This is a genomic window from Meiothermus cerbereus DSM 11376 (genome assembly GCF_000620065.1).
Taxonomy (GTDB): Bacteria; Deinococcota; Deinococci; order Deinococcales; family Thermaceae; genus Meiothermus; species Meiothermus cerbereus.
In genome coordinates, this window is sequence record NZ_KK211062.1 from 92406 (window position 1) to 109972 (window position 17567).

Genomic DNA, 17567 nt, shown 5'->3' on the forward strand with positions numbered 1-17567 from the left:
AAAGCAGGGGAGCCCACAACTCCGCCTCACCCCGCTCCCCTGCGCCAAATGGAGGGTTTAGATGTACACATCTGAGTTCGCCTATAAAAAAGCTAGTAGCCTTGCGGAGGCCATCCGCCTGCTCCAGCAGCACCCCGATGCCAAGCTGCTGGCAGGCGGCCACAGCCTGATTCCCACCATGAAGCTGCGTCTGGCTTCGCCCCCGGCCCTGATCGACATCTCCAGGGTGCCGGAGCTGCGCGGGATCCGGCGCGAAGGCGAGACCCTGGTCATCGGAGCCATGACCACCTACCACGAGCTGGAAACCTCCGATCTGCTCAAACAGCACTGCCCCATCATTCCCCAGGCCGTACACCTGATTGGCGACCCCATGGTGCGGGCCCGGGGCACCATCGGGGGTTCGCTGGCCCATGCCGACCCCGCCGCCGATCTGCCGGCTTCTATGCTGGCCTTGGGGGCCCAGATTAAAGTCCAGGGGCCCTCCGGCAGCCGGGTGGTGGAAGCTGAGCAGTTTTTCACCGGCATGTTCAGCACGGCCCTGCAGGAAGGCGAAATCCTGAGCGAGGTACACATTCCCATCCGGCCCGGCGCCCGCATGGCCTACGCCAAGTTCCCCCACCCAGCCAGCCGCTACGCGGTGGTGGGGGTGGCGGTGGTGCTGGACGGAAATACCGTGCGGGCGGCGGTTACCGGGGCGGGCGAGCACGCCATGCGGCTTACCAAGCTCGAGCAGGCCCTCTCGGGCCAGCCCCTTACCGCCCAAAACATCGCCGCCGCCTGCCAGGGGCTGCTCCCGCCCGACAACCTCAACCACGACCTGGTAGCCTCCAAAGAGTACCGCGCCCACCTGGTGGACGTGATGGCCAAGCGGGCTTTAATGCAAGCCGCCGGGCTATAGAAGCCCTGATAAATGTGAGGGGCTGAGGCCATTCAGCCCCTTATCTTCGTGCCATGATATGAACATGATGCCTAAATCCGTCGAGGAGACCCAAAAAGCCCTCGAGGCCCATCGCTACATCGCCGATAAGGGACTCTCGGTAGCGGTGTTTCTGGCCCTGAAGCTGGGCCGCCCTTTGCTCCTGGAGGGCGAGCCAGGGGTGGGCAAGACCGAGATCGTGAAGGTGCTGGCAGAGATGCTCTCTACCCGTCTGATTCGCCTGCAATGCTACGAAGGGTTGGACATTAGCAATGCGGTGTACGAGTGGGACTACGCCCGCCAGCTCCTGCAAATTCGGCTGCTGGAGGCCAGCGGCGAGCGCGACCAGGAAAAAGTGCGCCACGAGGTGTTCAGCCAGGAGTTCCTGCTCAAGCGCCCGCTTTTGCAGGCCCTGGAAAGCCAGAACGGCAAGGCCCCGGTACTCTTGATTGACGAACTCGACCGGGCCGATGAGGAGTTCGAGGCGTTTTTGCTCGAGTTCCTTTCCGACTGGCAGATTACCGTTCCCGAGGTGGGCACCCTCAAGGCCGAAAGGCCGCCGGTGGTGGTGATTACCTCCAACCGCACCCGCGAGATACACGACGCCCTGAAGCGCCGCTGCATGTACTACTGGATCGACTACCCCAGCTTCGAGAAGGAGTACCGCATCGTGCAGGAAAAAGTGCCGGGCGTACCGGAAAAACTGGCCCAGCAGGCGGTAGCCTTTGTGCAGGAGCTGCGTAAGCAGGACCTCTACAAAGCCCCCGGCGTGGCCGAGACCCTGGACTGGGCCTCCTCGCTTTTAGCCCTGGGCCAGACCGAGCTTTCCCCCGAGGTCATCGAGGAAACTCTGGGGGTGCTGCTCAAGTACCAGGACGACGTGGTTAAAGCCAAAAACCAGGCCCGCGACCTGCTGGCTAGGGCCCAGATGTCTATATGACCCTGTCCACCCCACAGTTACTGAGCCATGTGGTGGCCTTCGTACGTAGCCTGCGAAGCGAGGGCATGGTGGTTACGCCAGGGCAGACCGCTACCTTTGCCAGGGCCTTAGGGGAGATTTCCATCTTTGACCCGGAGGCTTTTTTCTATGCGGCCCAGAGCACCCTCCTGACCCGGCAGGAAGACCGGGCTAAGTTTGCCGAAGCGTTTCGCAAGTTCTGGCAACACCTTGGCCTGGAACGTTTTCCAGCAGAGCTGCTCAATCAGGCCCCGCTACCTCCCAAAAAAGAGCAAAAGGCCCGGCCCGGCGAGGTGGGGCGCGAGCCGCGCTCCTCGGAGCGAAGCTCCAACCAACCCCAGCCCGTGGTGGATCGCGCCCTTACCTTCTCCGAGACCGAGGTGCTCAAGCAAAAGCGCTTCGACCAGATGAGTGAAGCCGAGCTCGAGGCCGCCCGCAGGCTGCTGTATGGCTTCGTATGGAACCCCCCCGAGCGGCGTACCCGCCGTCTGAAAGCCCGCGGCAAAGAGCAACTCGATCTACGCAAGAGTTTTCGTCGCGCCCTCAAACACCAGGGCGAGCTGGTGGTGCTCGAACAGCGTTCCCGCAAACACAAACCCCGCCCCATCGTGGCCCTGGCCGACGTTTCGGGCTCTATGGAGCGCTACGCGCGGATGCTGCTGCACTTTCTACACGCTTTTTCCCTCGAGCAAACCCGCCAGGGGGTGCGCCAGGTCGAGAGCTTTACCTTTGGCACGCGCCTGACCCGCATCACCCGCACCCTCAAAAAACGCAGCGTGGACGCTGCTTTGAGTGAGGTGGGGCAGCAGGTCAAGGACTGGTCGGGCGGCACCCGCATCGGGGCCTGCCTGCACAGCTTCAACCAGAGCTGGGCCAAGCGGGTGCTGGGCCGGGGGGCCATCGTGCTGGTCATCTCCGACGGCTGGGACCAGGGCGACCCCGAGCTGCTGGCCTTCGAGATGGAGCGCCTGCAGAAGTCCTGCCACCGCCTGATCTGGCTCAACCCGCTTTTGGGCACCCCCGGCTACCAGCCCCTCACCCGCGGCCTGGTGGCGGCCCTGCCCTACATCGACGACTTTCTGCCGGTACACAACCTGAACAGCCTGGAGATGCTGGTGGAGGTCTTGCAGGGGCTCGAGCGACGCCCCGGCAGTGCCCACTGATATGAAATCTCGCCAGCTTGTTCTCATAATGCAGAGCCTGAGCGATAGCGGGTCTTCCCTGAGCCTGTCGAAGGGAACACCCTGGGATGGAGGCCCGTATTGCCGTTGGGGCGTTGGCTTCGACAAGCTCAGCCAACCTTATCGCACCCTTCACAGACGTAGCCTCCCACCCTGGAGGCAACTGTGCTGTGTAGGACACAAAGTGCAGTTTCCAAACGACCCTGCCCCAAGCATAGCCAAAACGCCCGCCAAGAAAGGCGGGCGCGGGTCTAGGGATTGGTAGCAACAATCAGTAATTGCTGTACAGCAGCAGGTTGGGCGAACGCCGCCCGGCGTTGCTCACCACACCCGAAGTGGCGTTGCCCACAATGGCGTTGCGCACGGTGGCGGGGCTGGCACTGGGGTTGCTTTGCAGGTACAAAGCCGCTACCCCGGCCACATGGGGGGTGGCCATCGAGGTTCCGCTGATGGTGTTGGTCGAGGTGTCGCTGCTAATCCAGGCCGAGGTGATGGAAGAGCCGGGGGCGAAGAGGTCGAGGCAGCTACCGTAGTTGGAATAGGAGGCCCTGGCGTCGGTGGAGGTGGTGGCCCCCACGGTAATGCCTGCAGTGACGCGGGCTGGCGAGAACTGGCAGGCGTCGCGGTTGCTGTTACCTGCGGCCAGGGCAAAGGTAATCCCGGCGTTGATGGCGTTATTGACCGCGGTATCGAGGGCGCTCGAGGCCCCTCCACCCAGGCTCATGTTGGCCACCGCCGGCTTTTGGGCGTTCTGCCGTACCCAGTCCACCCCGGCAATCACGCCCGAGTTGGTACCCGAGCCGCTGCAATCCAAGACCCGCACGGCGTACAGGCGCACGTTCTTGGCTACGCCATACACCGAACCCCCCACCGTCCCGGCCACATGGGTTCCGTGGCCGTTGCAGTCGTTGCCGTTCTGGCCATCGCCAATTGCGTCAAAAGCCACCGCTGCGCGGCCCCCAAACTCGCTGTGGCTCACGCGGATTCCGGTGTCGATGATGTAGGCATGTACGCCGCTGCCGGTGTTGCTGTAGGTAAAGGTGCCGCTCAGGGGCAGGGCCCGCTGGTCAATGCGATCCAGGCCCCAGGTCGCACCCGTCTGGGTCGCATCAATAGACATAATCTGGTCGGCCTCAATGTAGGCCACCCTGGGATCCTGGCGCAAGGCCGCCAAGTTCTCTGGGGAAAGTCTGGCCGCAAGCCCCTGCAAAGCAGCGGTGTAGACCTGCTGCACCCTGGCATCGGGAGCAAGTCCGAGGCCCTCGAGTTCACGCTGCAGGGTAACACCTCTACCCAAACCTGCTTTCAGGCTCTGCAAAGAAGCCAGCACGTTGGCGTCATCCTTGTAGACCACAATGTACTGACCCTGGATGGCATTGGGGTTGTCGAGGCCCAACACCGGAGCCAGGTTATCGGTGGTTGCGCGGTTGCCACAGGCCGCCAGCGCCAGCAGTAAAACGAGCCAAGCAAAACGAAGATACATCGCCAAGAACCTCCAGGAGCTGGATTAACTTTGGGTCTGATACCCGCAGAAAGTATACACTTCCTGGCGCAAATGTGGTGCTTTAGCAAAACAACCCTCAACTACACCTGAAAAACACCCAGGCGCATCGGCTCCCGCACGGGGTTGAGCGCGCAGACCTCGAGGCTCCGGATCAGGCGCTCGCGGGTCTCGTGGGGAAAGATCACTTCGTCCACCCAGAGCCGGGCGGCGGCGTAGCGCGGGTCGAGGGTCTCTTCGTAGCGGGCCTTGATGCGCTCGTAGAGTTCGACCAGGTCTTCCTCGGTGGGCTTGCGCCCCTCGCGCTCGAGCTTGGCCAGCTCGATCTCCATCAGGGTCTTGGCCGCGGCGTTGCCACTCATCACGGCATACTTGGCCGAAGGCCAGGCATAGATAAAGCGGGGGGCGTAGGCCTTGCCGGCCATGGCGTAGTTGCCCGCACCAAACGAACCCCCGGTGATGAGGGTAATCTTGGGCACCACCGAGTTGGAGACCGCGTTCACCAGCTTAGCCCCCCGTCGAATAATGCCCTGTTGCTCAGACTCCTTACCCACCATAAAGCCGGTCACGTCCATCAGGAACAACAGGGGAATGAAGCGCTGGTTGACCTCGAGGATGAACCGGGCGGCCTTGTCGGCGGCCTCGGCATAAATCACCCCCCCTACCTCGATCTTGCCGGATTTTTTGATGATGAGCCGCTGGTTGGCCACAATCCCCAGCGGGAAGCCCCCCAGCCGGGCGTAGCCGCACACCAGGGTCTGGCCGTACTCGGCCTTGTACTCGTGGAACTCGGAGCCGTCCACCAGCCGGGCAATCACCTCTTTTACGTCGTAGGGTCTGGAACCATCGGGCGATACCAGCCCATACAGGTCTTCCGGGGGGTGAAAGGGCTCCACCTCGCTTTTGCGCTCTGCTGCCCAGGGGGCCAGGGTTGGCTGGGCGTAGAGCGAGGCCAGAGCGCGGATGCGGGCAATGGCTGCTTCATCGTCCTTCTCGTAAAAGTCCACCGTGCCCGAGACCTCGGCGTGCATCCGTGCCCCGCCCAGTTCGTCCGAACCCACCTCCTGCCCGATGGCCGCCTTGACCAGGGCCGGCCCAGCCAGGTAAAGCCCCGAACCCTCGGTCATAATCAGCACATCGGTCATCAGGGGCAGGTAGGCCCCCCCGGCCACGCAGTTGCCCATGATGGCCGAGATCTGCGGGATGCCCAGGGCGTTCATGCGGGCGTTCAGGTAGAAAATGCGGCCAAAGTCGTCCTGGTCGGGGAATACCTCGTCTTGCAGGGGCAGGAAGACCCCTGCCGAGTCCACCAGGTAGACCGTGGGCAGGTGGTTCTCGAGGGCAATGGTCTGGGCCCTAATGACCTTTTTGGCGGTGATGGGAAAAAAGGCCCCCGCCTTGACGGTGGCGTCGTTGGCGATAATCATCCAGTCCCGACCAGCGATTTTGCCAATGGCGGTCACCACCCCACCCCCCGGGGCACCCCCCCATTCGGCGTACATCTGCCAGCCCGCATAGCCCAGGATTTCCTCGAGCTCGCTGCCAGGATCAATCAGGCGGGCCATCCGCTCTCGAGCCGTCAGGCGACCCCTGGCGTGCTGGCGCTCTATGGCCTTGGGGCCCCCACCCTGGCGCACCTGTTCCAGCGAGGTGCGAAAATCGGCCAGGAGCCGTACCCAGGCATCCTTGTTTTGCTTGAAGGTAGACGATTCGCGCTCCTTGGGGCTGATGTGGCTTTGCATCATGACAGAAGTCTACCGTTTTTCTGTCGGTGGGTTGTAATTCCGTCAGGTTTGTAAGCGTCCTCAACCCAACCAAGGGCCAGCAAAAACGCATCTTGAAGGCTTTGCCGTATGATGACCGCAATATGCGCAAACGACTCGTCGCAGGCAACTGGAAAATGTACAAAACCCCCACCGAGGCCCGGATGTGGTTTCGCGACTTGGTCGCAAAGCTACCCCAGACCCAGGCCGAACCGGCTTTGCTGGTGCCATTTACCCATCTGCCCTACGCGGCGGAAATCCTCGAGGGCCACGGGGTGTACTGGGGTGCGCAGGACGTCTCGGCCCACAACGAAGGTGCGTACACCGGCGAAGTTTCAGCAAAAATGCTGGCCGACCTGGCCTGCAAGTACACCATTGTGGGGCACTCCGAGCGGCGCAGCTACCACGCTGAGTCGGACGCGCTGGTAGCGCAGAAAGCCCGCCGCCTGCTGGAGCATGGGATAGTCCCCATCCTCTGCGTGGGCGAACCCCTGGAAGTCCGCGAGGCCGGCCATCATGTTGAATACACCCTGCGTCAGCTGGAGGGAAGCCTGGAAGGGGTTCATCCCCCCTCGGCCTCGAGCCTGGTGATTGCCTACGAGCCGGTCTGGGCCATCGGTACCGGAAAAACCGCCACCCCCGAGGACGCCGAAGCCATGCACCGCGCCATTCGGGGCTGGCTGGCGGGCCGCTACAGCTCGGACTTCGCCGACCAACTGCGGATCCTATATGGCGGTTCGGTCAAGCCCGATAATGCTACGGCCCTGTTCTCCCAGCCCAACATCGACGGCGGACTGGTCGGAGGGGCCAGCCTGAAGCTCGAGGACTACATTAAACTGCTCTTGGCTTAACCGGAGGAACTATGCGTGCGTGGATGTGGAGCATGTGGGTGTTCGTTGGCCTGCTGGGCCTGGCCCAGTCTGCGGAGGTGGTGCAACGCACCTACCGCTGTGCCGGGGGTGTGCAGATTCGGGCCGTCTACCAAAACAACTTCGACCGGGTGGGGGTGGTGTTCAACAACCAGACCTACGGCCCGTTATTTCAGGTAGAGGCGGCCTCGGGTGTCAAGTATTCCGATGGTAGGGCCACCTGGTGGCTAAAAGGCAGTGGGTCTTCCGAGGAAGCCATGCTAATTAGCGAGCGCGCAGGTAGGATACTAGCCAAAGCGTGCAAGCCCGTGCGCTAAAGCTCGGCTTTTAGGCCGTACAGCAATGTTACCAACCGGTGGATGGTATGCGGTAGACTTTTTGCACATGGCCAGCCTTCATTCGCGCACCCAGCTTTCAAAAGAGAGCATCTTTGCCCACATGAGCCGCCTGGCCGCAGCGCATGGGGCCATCAACCTGGGGCAGGGTTTTCCCTCCAATCCGCCGCCCGCTTTTTTGCTCGAGGCCGCTCAGCGGGCCATCGGTGTGGTTGACCAGTACACCCCGCCCATCGGCTTACCCAGGCTGCGTGAGGCGGTTGCCGAAGACCTGGGGGTTTCACCTGAGGATGTGGTCATCACCGCAGGGGGCACCGAGGCCCTGCACGCGCTGGCCGAGTCGCTGTACGGCCCCGGTGACGAAGTGGTCATGTTCGAACCCTATTTTGATGTCTACATTCCTCAAACCCGCATAGCGGGTGCAGAGCCCAGCATGATCCCCATGCGCCTCACGGACCGCTGGGAGGTGGATCTACCGGCGCTGGAGCGGGCCATTACGGTACGTACCCAGGCCATTTTGCTCACCAACCCATACAACCCCACCGGCTCGGTATTCTCCCGCAGCGAGGCCGAACAAATTGCGGCCCTGGCCCGCAAGCACGACCTCTGGATCATCAGCGATGAGGTCTACGACGAGCTCTATTTTGCAGAGCCTCCCGTCCGTTTCCGTGAGCTCGCGCCGGAGCGGGTCTTTACGGTGGGCTCGGCGGGCAAGCGCCTCGAGGCCACCGGCTGGCGCATTGGCTGGATTGTAACCCCGCCCGGTCTGGCCTCAAAGATAGCCGGAATGCGCCAGTGGAGCAGTTTTTGCTCGGCAGCCCCCCTCCAGGCGGCAGTAGCCGAAGCCCTGCCGATTGCCCGCAAAACGGGCTTCTATCAGGAGCTGCGCGAGAGCTATGGTCGGCGCAAGGACTTGCTCGAGCAGGGCCTGAGGTCGCTGGGCCTCAAAACCTTTGCCCCCGCCGGAACCTATTTTCTGACCGCCCTCCTGCCCGATCTCGACGCCGAGCGGCTGGTGCAGGAGGCTGGGGTAGCCATCATTCCCGGTTCGGCGTTCTACCTGCAAAACCCGGCCCCCAGGGGTCTGTTCCGCTTTGCCTTTTGCAAGACCGCCGATGAAATTGTTCAGGCCCTCGAGCGCTTGGAGCGCTATTTGAAACAAATCAAGGCCTGACTGGGCTTTGCAATGCCAAACCGTCTGACCAGAATCCTGTGGAGCCACTTGTCAGAACGCATGATGTGCGTTTTTTCACGATACGTTGCACGTGAAGAAATTCTGCTTTAAGCGCAGCCTGAACCCATGCAACAGGGCCATCTTGGGCTAAACTGAACAGCGTGGACACAATTCAGTACCTCGACGAACAAGGCAAACCGTTGCGGGACTTACCGCTCAGTCCCGATGAGCTGCTCCTGGGCTATCGGGCTTTGCGTCGGGCACGGCACTTCGACGAGCGCGTGCTGGTCTTGCAGCGGCAGGGACGGCTGGGGGTCTACCCACCCTTCCGGGGCCAGGAGGCCGCCCAGGTGGGCGTGGCCCTGTGCCTCAAGGCCGATCACGACTGGCTTTTGCCAAGCTACCGCGAAAGCGCAGCCGCGCTCACCTTTGGCATGCCCATCAGCAAACTCATTCTGAACTGGCGGGCCGACCCGGCGGGCTGGGGCGCGCCCCCCAACGTCAACATGGTTCAGTTTTACATCCCCATTGCCACCCAGATACCCCAGGCCGCTGGGGTCGCTTATGCCCAGCGGCTCTTGGGAAAGGACGCTGTGGCGGCGGTGTTCATCGGTGATGGCGGCACTTCCGAAGGCGACTTTCACGAAGGGCTGAACTTTGCCTCGGTGTTCGATGCACCCTTGCTGATTGTGGTGCAGAACAACGGCTGGGCTATTAGCGTGCCCACCCACAAGCAGATGAAGGTGCCACGCATCGCCCAGAAAGCCCTGGGATACGGGATCCCGGGTGTGGTGGTGGACGGCAACGACCTGGTAGCGGTATGGGTGGCCGCCAGGGAAGCCACAGCCAGGGCCCGCCGGGGTGAGGGCCCTACCCTGATTGAAGCGCTCACCTACCGGGTTGCTCCCCACACCTCCTCCGACGACCCCAGCCGTTACCGCAGCGAGGAAGAAACTGAGCGCTGGCTCAGGCGTGACCCCATTGTGCGCATGAAAAACTGCCTTGTGCATCTGGGGCTGTGGAGCGATGAACAGGAGTCCGCGCTTACATCGGAGCTCGAGGCCGAATTCCTAGCTGCCGTAGAGGAGGCCGACCAGGCCCCCGAACCCAAACCCTGGGAAATTGTGGAGCAGGTCTACGCCGAGATGCAGCCCGACCAGAGAACCGCCTGGAATTATCTGCGGGAGGAAGCATGATTGCTGAACGTGGCACTCGAGTGCTGAACAACGTGCAGGCCATCAACGAGGCCCTGGATCTGGCCCTGGCCAAAGACCCTCGGGTGGTGCTCTTTGGCGAAGACGTGGGCACCATGGGGGGGGTGTTTCGGGCCTCGGACGGCCTGATGCAAAAGTACGGGGAGAAACGAGTTTTCGACACGCCCCTGGCCGAGAGTGGCATCGTGGGGTTTGGGATTGGGCTGGCCCTGGCCGGGCTGCGCCCGGTGGCCGAGATTCAGTTTGCCGGGTTTTTGTACCCGGCCCTCGACCAGATTCTTTCGCACCTGGGCCGCATGCGCCACCGCACCCGCGGGCGCTTTACCATCCCCATGGTGATCCGGGCCCCCTACGGCGGCGGGGTCAAGACCCCCGAGCAGCACGCCGACAGTCCGGAGGCCATCCTGACCCACGTGCCGGGGGTCAAGGTGGTAATTCCTTCCTCGCCTGACCGGGCCAAGGGGCTTCTGCTCTCGGCCATCGAAGACCCCGACCCGGTGTTTTTCTTGGAAGCCATCAAGCTCTACCGAGGCGTCAAGGGCGAAGTACCCGAGGGCTACTACACCTTACCCATCGGAAAAGCCCGTGTGGTGCGCGAAGGCAGCGCCGCCAGCCTGTTCTGCTACGGGGGCATGGTGGAGGTCTGCCTAAAAGCCGCCGAGGTCGCCGCCCGGGAAGGGGTGGAGCTGGAGGTGGTGGACCTCGAGACCCTGGTGCCCCTGGATACCCCCACCATCCTGGCCTCGGTGCAGAAAACCGGACGGGCGGTGGTGGTCTACGAGGCCATGCGCACGGGCGGCTTTGGGGCCGAGGTGGCCGCCCGCATCGCCGAGGAAGCCCTGGACTACCTGCAAGCGCCCATCGTGCGGGTCGCCGGTTGGGACGCCCCCTACCCCCCCTTCAGCGCAGTGGAGAACTTCTACCGCCCCGACGCCAGGCGGGTTCTGGAGGCCGTTCGCCGGGTACTGACGCACTGAGCTCAGGCCGACCAAAAAACCAGCCAACCAGAGCCCGCATTGGGCCTGGATAACGCTTGCACCATCTGTATTACCCAACATATGATGCACTCGCCAGTATGGATTCAAAAGAGCTTCTTGCAGCAGCGGTTGCCATTACGACCGGGATACTGATTGCCAGCCTGGGGTTGATCAACAGCCTCTTGCAAAGCAAAACCGGGCTCTGGGGCCTGTCTACCGTGGTGCACACCATCGGCCTTGGCTTCTCCCTGGTGGGTCTAATCCTTTTCCAGCAAGGGCATTTTTTGGGTCTAAACTCAGCACACCCAGTCCGATACGCCCTGCTGGCAATGACCCTTCTGAGCCTTGGGGTAGGCATATTTCTGGTCTGGCTGGGCCTACAGCAGGGCCTTCCCTGGTACAGCTTTTTGGGGGGTTTAGTGGGTCTCTTGGTGGTCATGGGCACGGTATATTCCGTCAATCAACTGGGCATCACCAACGCCATTACCCTTCTGCTGGTAAGCCAGATTCTGGCAGCGGCCATCTTTCAACACCTGGGAATTCTGGTACAGGAGGCCAGTCCGCTCTCGCTGGTCAAGCTACTGAGCCTAAGCCTCATGCTGCTGGGGGCTATAGCCGTGGTGAGAAGCTAGAGCGGTCTACAAAGAAAATGGTACAAAGCCATTCACAACAAGTGCTGTTCGAGGCTTATTTTTGCTCCTGCTCCCAGCGGCAAAAATAGCGAAGGCCACGATAATGGCACGCCCGCCTTACCTTTTAGATCTCCAGACATAACAAACGCTTGTTAGAATAGCTGCTATGAAACTCAGTAGTTACGCGGTGGGTAGCTGGTATCAGGGCTTGGATGACGGCGTCCTGGTAAGCGATGCGGTCTATGGGGAGCCAGTCGCCCTGGTAAGCAGTGCCGGGCTAGATTTTGGCGCTATGGTCGAGTACGCCCGCAGGGTCGGCGGCCCCAACCTGCGGCGCTACACCTTCCACGAGCGGGCGGCCATGTTGCGGGCGCTGGCCCAGCACCTGCAGGCGCGCAAAGAGCAGTTCTATGCCCTCTCGTACAAGACCGGGGCCACCCAGTACGATAGCTGGTTTGACATTGATGGAGGCCTTGGCACTTTTTTTAGCTATTCCTCGCTGGCGCGGCGCGAGCTGCCCAACGAGCGCTTTCTGGTAGAAGACGACCCCCTGGTGCTCTCCCGGCAGGGCACCTTCCTGGGGCGGCACATCCTGGTTCCCAAAGAGGGCGTAGCGGTGCACATCAACGCCTTCAATTTTCCGGTCTGGGGGATGCTGGAAAAGCTGGCACCGGGCCTTATTGCCGGGGTTCCGGCCATCGTCAAACCCGCCACCCAGACCGCCTACCTGACCGAGGCCGTCTTCCGGGCCATGATTGAGTCGGGGATTCTGCCGGAAGGGGCCATCCAGCTGGTCTGCGGTGGCATCGGCGACCTGTTTGAGCACCTGAACGAGCAGGACAGCGTAACCTTCACCGGCTCGGCCTCCACCGGGCGCAAGCTGAAGGTGCACCCCAGCCTGATTGCCCACGCGGTGCCGTTCAATATGGAGGCCGACAGCCTTAATTGCGCCATTCTGGGCCAGACGGTGGAGCCGGGCGACCTCGAGTTCGAGCTTTTTGTAAAGGAAGTGGCGCGGGAGATGACCGTCAAGGCCGGGCAGAAGTGCACCGCCATCCGCCGGGTGATCGTGCCCCAGGACAAGCTGGAAGCCGTGCTGGAGGCCCTTAAGCAGGAGCTCGCACAGGTCACCCTGGGCGACCCCAGCCGCCCGGAGGTGCGGATGGGCCCGCTGGTGGGAGCAGCACAGCGCCAGGACGTGCAGGCTGTGCTCGAGCAGCTCAAAGCCCAGGGCTGTGAGGTGGCCTTCGAGGGCTCGCATGAGCTATTGGGGGGCGACTGGGAAAAGGGCGGCTTTATGGCCCCTACCCTGCTCTATAGCCCCAAACCCTGGGCGTGTGCAGCCCACGACCTCGAGCCCTTCGGGCCCGTAGCCACCCTGATGCCCTACCAAAGCCTGGACGAGGCTATCGCCCTGGCCCGGCGGGGCAAGGGCAGCCTGGTGGGGAGCATCGTTAGCTACGACCGGCAGGAGGCCCGCACCCTGTTCTTTGGCTGCGCCACCCACCACGGGCGGATGCTTATCCTCAACCGGGAAAATGCCCAGGAGTCCACCGGCCACGGCTCTCCCCTGCCCTTGCTCTTGCATGGGGGGCCAGGCCGGGCCGGAGCCGGCGAGGAGCTGGGCGGGCTACGCGGCGTCAAGCACTACATGCAGCGCTGCGCCGTGCAGGCCGACCCCACCACCCTAATGGTCTTGAGCAACGAGTACGTGCGCGGAGCCCAGCTCAAAGAAGACCTGTTGCACCCCTTCCGCAAGTACTTTGAAGACCTGGAGATTGGCGAGAGCCTGCTGACCCACCGCCGCACCGTCACCGAGGCCGATATCGTGAACTTCGCCAACCTCACCGGCGACTACTTCTACGCCCACGTGGACGAGATCGGGGCCAAAGACTCAATTTTTGGCAAGCGGGTAGCCCACGGCTACTTCCTGATCTCGGCGGCGGCGGGTCTGTTTGTGAGCCCGGCGCCGGGGCCGGTGCTGGCCAACTACGGGCTGGAAAACCTGCGCTTTATCGAGCCGGTGGGCATTGGCGATACCATCCAGGCCCGCCTCACGGTCAAGTCGAAAACGGCCAAAGACCCCAAGCCCGGCGAGCGGCCCACCGGGGTGGTGACCTGGGCGGTGGAGATTACCAACCAGGAGGGCAAAACTGTAGCCCTCTACGACATACTAACCTTGGTAGAGCGCAAACCTCAGCCTCAAGGCCAGATAGCCTCGGCTTGATAACCTTTTTCACCATGAACCAGCCGCCCCAAGGGATGCCCGGGCTCATGGGTAAAACACAGCAAGTAATTGCCCTCTATCCAGCGCTCGTACATCTTCTTGCGGGTCTTTAGGGTGGTCATGGGGTAGAGGTCGAAGGCCATGATGTAGGGCAGGGGGGTGTGGGCCATGGTGGGAATGAGGTCGGCGGTGTAGGCAAAGTGCTGGCCCTGCGAACGAAACTCTACCGCCTGCATCCCCAGGGTGTGTCCAGGAACCGGCACCACATACAGGCCCGGCAAAATTTCTTGCTCCCCCTCTACGGTTTCAAGCCGCTCGAGGAGGGGTTCGATGTTTTCCTGCAGGTAGCTGGCCCGGCTGCGCTCGTGGGGGTGCAGGGCCTCCTCGAGCTCCTGTTTTTGCACGATGTGGCGAGCATTGGGAAAGGTCGGCTGAAGCCGCCCCTCTATCAGGCGGGTGTTGAGTCCGGCATGGTCAAAGTGCAGGTGGGTGTGGATCACCAGTGAGATATCCTGCGGCCTTACCCCCAGAATTGCCAGCTGATCCAGCAGCGGGTTGGTTTCGCTCAAGCCGTAGATGCGACGAAACTTCTCGCCAGGTTTGCGGTCAATGCCGGTCTCGACCAGCACCAGCCGTTCCTGGGTGCGGATCAGCAAGGGGTTGAGCCCCAGTCGTACACGGTTTTGCTCATCGGGCGCAGCCAGCTTCGACCAGAGGTTCTTGGGCACCACGCCAAACATCGAGCCACCGTCCAGCCATATTTCGCCGTCGCTCAAAATCCAGAGGTCGAAGTTAGCGAGCTTGTGGTACAGGATGGGACGCATCGGGGATGATTATCTCAGGTTGGAAGGCCGCCAGTCTACGCCGCATGACGGCGACTGCATCCGGGCTTTGGTCTACCAACACGAAACCCCGCCCATTGCGCGCCGCCGCCTCGCCAGTAGTACCAGAGCCGGCGAAAAAGTCCAACACCGCCTCGCCGGGGTTGGAGTGCACCCGCACGATGCGCTCTAAAAGCCGCAGGGGTTTTTGCGTGGGATAGCCGGTTTTCTCCTTGGAGGAGGTCGGCACGATGGTCATCCACCAGACATCGGTGGGGGTTTTGCCCCTGGCGGCTTTTTCGGGCCCCACCATCTTGGGCGTTAGGTAGGGAATGCGGTCAATGGCCTCGTAGTTGAAGGTGTACTTCTTAGGGTCCTTGGCGTACCAGAGCAGGGTGTCGTGCTTGGCCGGCCAGCGGTTTTTGGAGCGCCCCCCGTAGTCGTAGGCCCAGATGATCTCGTTGATAAAGCTCCGTCGGCCAAAAATCTGATCCAGCAGCACCTTCACGTAGTGCACCTCGCGGTAGTCCAGGTGCACAAAGAGCGAGCCCTCCGGGGTGAGCAGGCGGTGGGCCTGAAGGAGCCGAGGGCGCAGGAACTCCACAAAGTCGTCAAAACGGTCGGGGTAGACCGGGGCCTTTAGCGGCTCGGTGCGGTAGCGCTTGCCCGCAAAACCGCGGTGCGGCCCCTGTTCATCGGCTATGGCCCGTATGCGTCGCCGCTGCTGGGTTTTGCGGGTGTTGAAGGGCGGGTCGAGGTAGATGAGGGGGAAGGATGCGTCGGGCAAGGTGGTGATGTAGTCGAGGCACTCTGCTTGCACAATGCGCTTCATCGGCCTGATTCTAGCCGATGAAAGGGCCTGGGACTCCCCGCAGTCCTTCGCGCACCTCCTCCAGTACCTCCCCTAGCCCCCTCCCCTCCTCTAAAGCCCGAATCAGGGCACTGGCAATCACCGCGCCATCGGCAGCCTGGGCGGCCTGCTCGGCGGTGGCCCGGTTGGAGATGCCAAAACCGATGGCCACCGGCGCATCGGTATGCTGACGGATGCGGTGCACCAGTTCGCTCAGGCCCTCGGGCAGCCGATCCCGCGTCCCGGTCACCCCAGCTACCGAGACGGTGTAGACAAAGCCGGTGCAGTAGGGCGCAACGGTCTGGATGCGGGCCTCGGTCGAGGTAGGGGCCAGCAAGAAGGTGGTCTCGAGGCCCACTTCCTGGGCCAGCGCAACCAGCTGGGGGTCTTCGTCGGGCGGCAGGTCGGGCAGAATCAGGCCGTTGGCCCCGGCTTCTTTGAACATCTGAAAAAAGGCCGCGGGGCCCACCGCCAATACCGGGTTGATATAGGTCATCAGGAAAAGGGGCTTGTCGGTCAGGGCCCGGATCTCCCGCACGAAGTGGGCCACGTCGGTCACGCGCAGGCCCTGGCGCAGGGCTTGCTCGGAGGCCCGCTGAATCACCGGCCCGTCGCCCAAGGGATCGGAGTACGGCAGACCCACCTCGAGCAAATCGGCATAGGGCAGCACCTGCCGGACGAGCTCGAGGTCTTGCCCACGGCTAGGGTAGCCGGCCATCACGTAGGGGATGAGCGCGGCCCGTCCCTCGGCTTTGGCCTTGGCGAAGGCTTCACGGGTGGTCATGCCTGGCCTCCTGTGCCTTCTTCCAACACCCGCATCACCTCCACCACGTCCTTGTCGCCCCGGCCCGAGAGGTTGATGACCAGCACCTGATCCGGCTCCATCTCCGGGGCCAGCTTGGCCGCATAGGCGATGGCGTGGGCCGACTCCAGAGCCGGGATAATCCCCTCCAGGCGGCACAGAAGCTGGAAGCCCTCGAGGGCCTCCTCGTCGCTGATGCCTACGTACTCGGCCAGGCCTTGCTCGGCATAGTAGCTGTGTTCGGGCCCCACGCCCGGATAATCGAGACCCGCCGAGACCGAGTGGGCCGGTAGAATCTGGCCGTCGTGGTCGTAGAGCAGGTACATCTTGGAACCATGCAGCACGCCCTTCCGGCCCGCCCCAATGCTCAGGCTGTGCATACCCGAAGCGGGCCCGTGGCCGGCGGCCTCCACCCCAATCAGGCGGGGGCGGTTTTCCTGGTAGGCAAAGGGCGCAAACACCCCAATGGCATTGGAGCCCCCACCCACGCAGGCCAGGATCACATCGGGGTTCTCGCGCCCCTCCTTCTCCCGGAGCTGGGCCTTGATTTCCTCGCCCACAATGCTCTGGAAGTCGCGGGCCATCATGGGGTAAGGGTGCGGCCCCACCACCGAGCCGATGATGTAGAAGCTATCGCGCACGTTGGTCACCCAGTCGCGGATGGCCTCGTTGGTGGCATCCTTCAGGGTGCGCGTACCGCTTTCCACCGGTCGCACCTCGGCCCCCAGGAGCTTCATGCGAAAGACGTTGAGGGCCTGCCGGCGCACGTCCTCGGCCCCCTGGTAGACCACGCACTCTAGTCCCATCAGCGCGGCGACCGTCGCTACTGAGACCCCGTGCTGGCCCGCGCCAGTCTCGGCAATCACCCGCTTCTTGCCCATGCGCTTGCACAACAGGGCCTGACCCAGGGTGTTGTTGATCTTGTGGGCCCCGGTGTGGTTCAGGTCTTCGCGCTTGAGATAGATTTTGGCCCCACCGAGGTGCCGGGTCAGGTTCTCGGCCAAGTAAAGGGGGCTGGGCCGACCCACGTACTCACGCAGGTAATAGTCGTACTCGGCCAGAAACTCGGGGTCTTGCTTATAGTGCAGATAGGCCTCGGTAAGCTCCTCTAAGGCCGGAATCAGGGTCTCGGGCACATAGCGCCCGCCGAACTCACCATAGCGGCCTTTGGGGTCGGGTAGGGGGTAACTGGGTAGGTGCATGGGTTCCTCTCGCAACTTGGATTGAGCTTGGGTTCGCTATACAACAAAAAACTCGAGGTCTTCGCCTCGAGAAAAGCCCCGGCGCGGGAAACTGACACCGCGCAAGGGCTCAGCAACGCCACCAGCGCTGGTGGTGCCACTTGTA

General features: G+C 62.6%; 16 protein-coding genes. 10 read left to right on the forward strand and 6 right to left on the reverse strand.

The window, feature by feature from the left end; genetic code table 11:
* Positions 1-61 precede the first annotated feature (61 nt).
* From Q355_RS0114335 to Q355_RS0114345, 3 genes are all read left to right on the forward strand, one after another.
* A complete protein-coding gene (locus tag Q355_RS0114335) occupies positions 62-898 on the forward strand; it encodes an FAD binding domain-containing protein (RefSeq protein WP_027878408.1) in 837 nt (278 codons plus the stop codon).
* 64 nt (positions 899-962) lie between these two features.
* The gene (locus Q355_RS0114340) at positions 963-1856 is read left to right on the forward strand and encodes an AAA family ATPase (RefSeq protein ID WP_027878409.1); all 894 of its coding nucleotides are present in this window, start codon (positions 963-965) and stop codon (positions 1854-1856) included.
* Complete coding sequence (locus Q355_RS0114345) at positions 1853-3037, forward strand: vWA domain-containing protein (protein WP_027878410.1); 1185 nt, start codon at positions 1853-1855, stop codon at positions 3035-3037. Before Q355_RS0114340 ends, Q355_RS0114345 begins: the two co-directional genes overlap by 4 nt.
* 289 nt (positions 3038-3326) lie before the next feature.
* On the opposite strand, the gene Q355_RS0114350 is transcribed toward Q355_RS0114345, so the two are convergent.
* Positions 3327-4538 (reverse strand): S8 family peptidase, encoded by a 1212-nt coding sequence (locus tag Q355_RS0114350; RefSeq protein WP_027878411.1) that lies wholly within the window; start codon positions 4536-4538, stop codon positions 3327-3329.
* Positions 4539-4639: 101 nt separating this feature from the next.
* On the reverse strand, positions 4640-6301 hold the full coding sequence (locus Q355_RS0114355; protein WP_027878412.1) for an acyl-CoA carboxylase subunit beta: 1662 nt from the start codon (positions 6299-6301) through the stop codon (positions 4640-4642).
* A 122-nt stretch (positions 6302-6423) separates the two neighbouring features.
* On the opposite strand from Q355_RS0114355, the gene tpiA reads away from it, so the two are divergent.
* The 7 genes from tpiA to paaZ all read left to right on the forward strand — a co-directional run bounded on the left by tpiA (position 6424) and on the right by paaZ (position 13747).
* Entirely contained in the window at positions 6424-7170 is a 747-nt protein-coding gene (tpiA, locus tag Q355_RS0114360) for a triose-phosphate isomerase (protein ID WP_027878413.1), read from the forward strand.
* 11 nt (positions 7171-7181) lie between these two features.
* A complete protein-coding gene (locus Q355_RS0114365) occupies positions 7182-7505 on the forward strand; it encodes an MliC family protein (RefSeq protein WP_027878414.1) in 324 nt (107 codons plus the stop codon).
* 67 nt (positions 7506-7572) lie between these two features.
* Entirely contained in the window at positions 7573-8697 is a 1125-nt protein-coding gene (locus Q355_RS0114370; protein ID WP_027878415.1) for a pyridoxal phosphate-dependent aminotransferase, read from the forward strand.
* 161 nt (positions 8698-8858) lie between these two features.
* Complete coding sequence (gene pdhA, locus Q355_RS0114375; RefSeq protein WP_027878416.1) at positions 8859-9893, forward strand: pyruvate dehydrogenase (acetyl-transferring) E1 component subunit alpha; 1035 nt, start codon at positions 8859-8861, stop codon at positions 9891-9893.
* On the forward strand, positions 9890-10888 hold the full coding sequence (locus Q355_RS0114380; protein ID WP_027878417.1) for an alpha-ketoacid dehydrogenase subunit beta: 999 nt from the start codon (positions 9890-9892) through the stop codon (positions 10886-10888). The genes pdhA and Q355_RS0114380 overlap by 4 nt, the downstream gene beginning before the upstream one ends.
* A gap of 98 nt (positions 10889-10986) precedes the next feature.
* On the forward strand, positions 10987-11520 hold the full coding sequence (locus Q355_RS0114385; RefSeq protein ID WP_027878418.1) for a DMT family transporter: 534 nt from the start codon (positions 10987-10989) through the stop codon (positions 11518-11520).
* Positions 11521-11686: 166 nt separating this feature from the next.
* Entirely contained in the window at positions 11687-13747 is a 2061-nt protein-coding gene (gene paaZ / locus Q355_RS0114390) for a phenylacetic acid degradation bifunctional protein PaaZ (protein WP_027878419.1), read from the forward strand.
* Here the strand turns inward: paaZ and Q355_RS0114395 are convergent.
* The 4 genes from Q355_RS0114395 to trpB are packed head-to-tail and all read right to left on the reverse strand — an operon-like array spanning position 13723 to position 17422.
* Positions 13723-14571, reverse strand: coding sequence for an MBL fold metallo-hydrolase (locus tag Q355_RS0114395; protein WP_027878420.1), 849 nt, complete (start codon positions 14569-14571; stop codon positions 13723-13725). The two genes, paaZ and Q355_RS0114395, sit on opposite strands and share 25 nt — an antisense overlap.
* Positions 14540-15400, reverse strand: coding sequence for a DNA-methyltransferase (locus Q355_RS0114400; RefSeq protein ID WP_027878421.1), 861 nt, complete (start codon positions 15398-15400; stop codon positions 14540-14542). Before Q355_RS0114400 ends, Q355_RS0114395 begins: the two co-directional genes overlap by 32 nt.
* A gap of 10 nt (positions 15401-15410) precedes the next feature.
* Positions 15411-16202 (reverse strand): tryptophan synthase subunit alpha, encoded by a 792-nt coding sequence (trpA, locus tag Q355_RS0114405; protein WP_027878422.1) that lies wholly within the window; start codon positions 16200-16202, stop codon positions 15411-15413.
* Positions 16199-17422: a tryptophan synthase subunit beta gene (gene trpB, locus Q355_RS0114410; protein ID WP_027878423.1), complete on the reverse strand. Its 1224-nt coding sequence runs from the start codon at positions 17420-17422 to the stop codon at positions 16199-16201. The genes trpA and trpB overlap by 4 nt, the downstream gene beginning before the upstream one ends.
* Between the last annotated feature and the right edge of the window lie 145 nt (positions 17423-17567).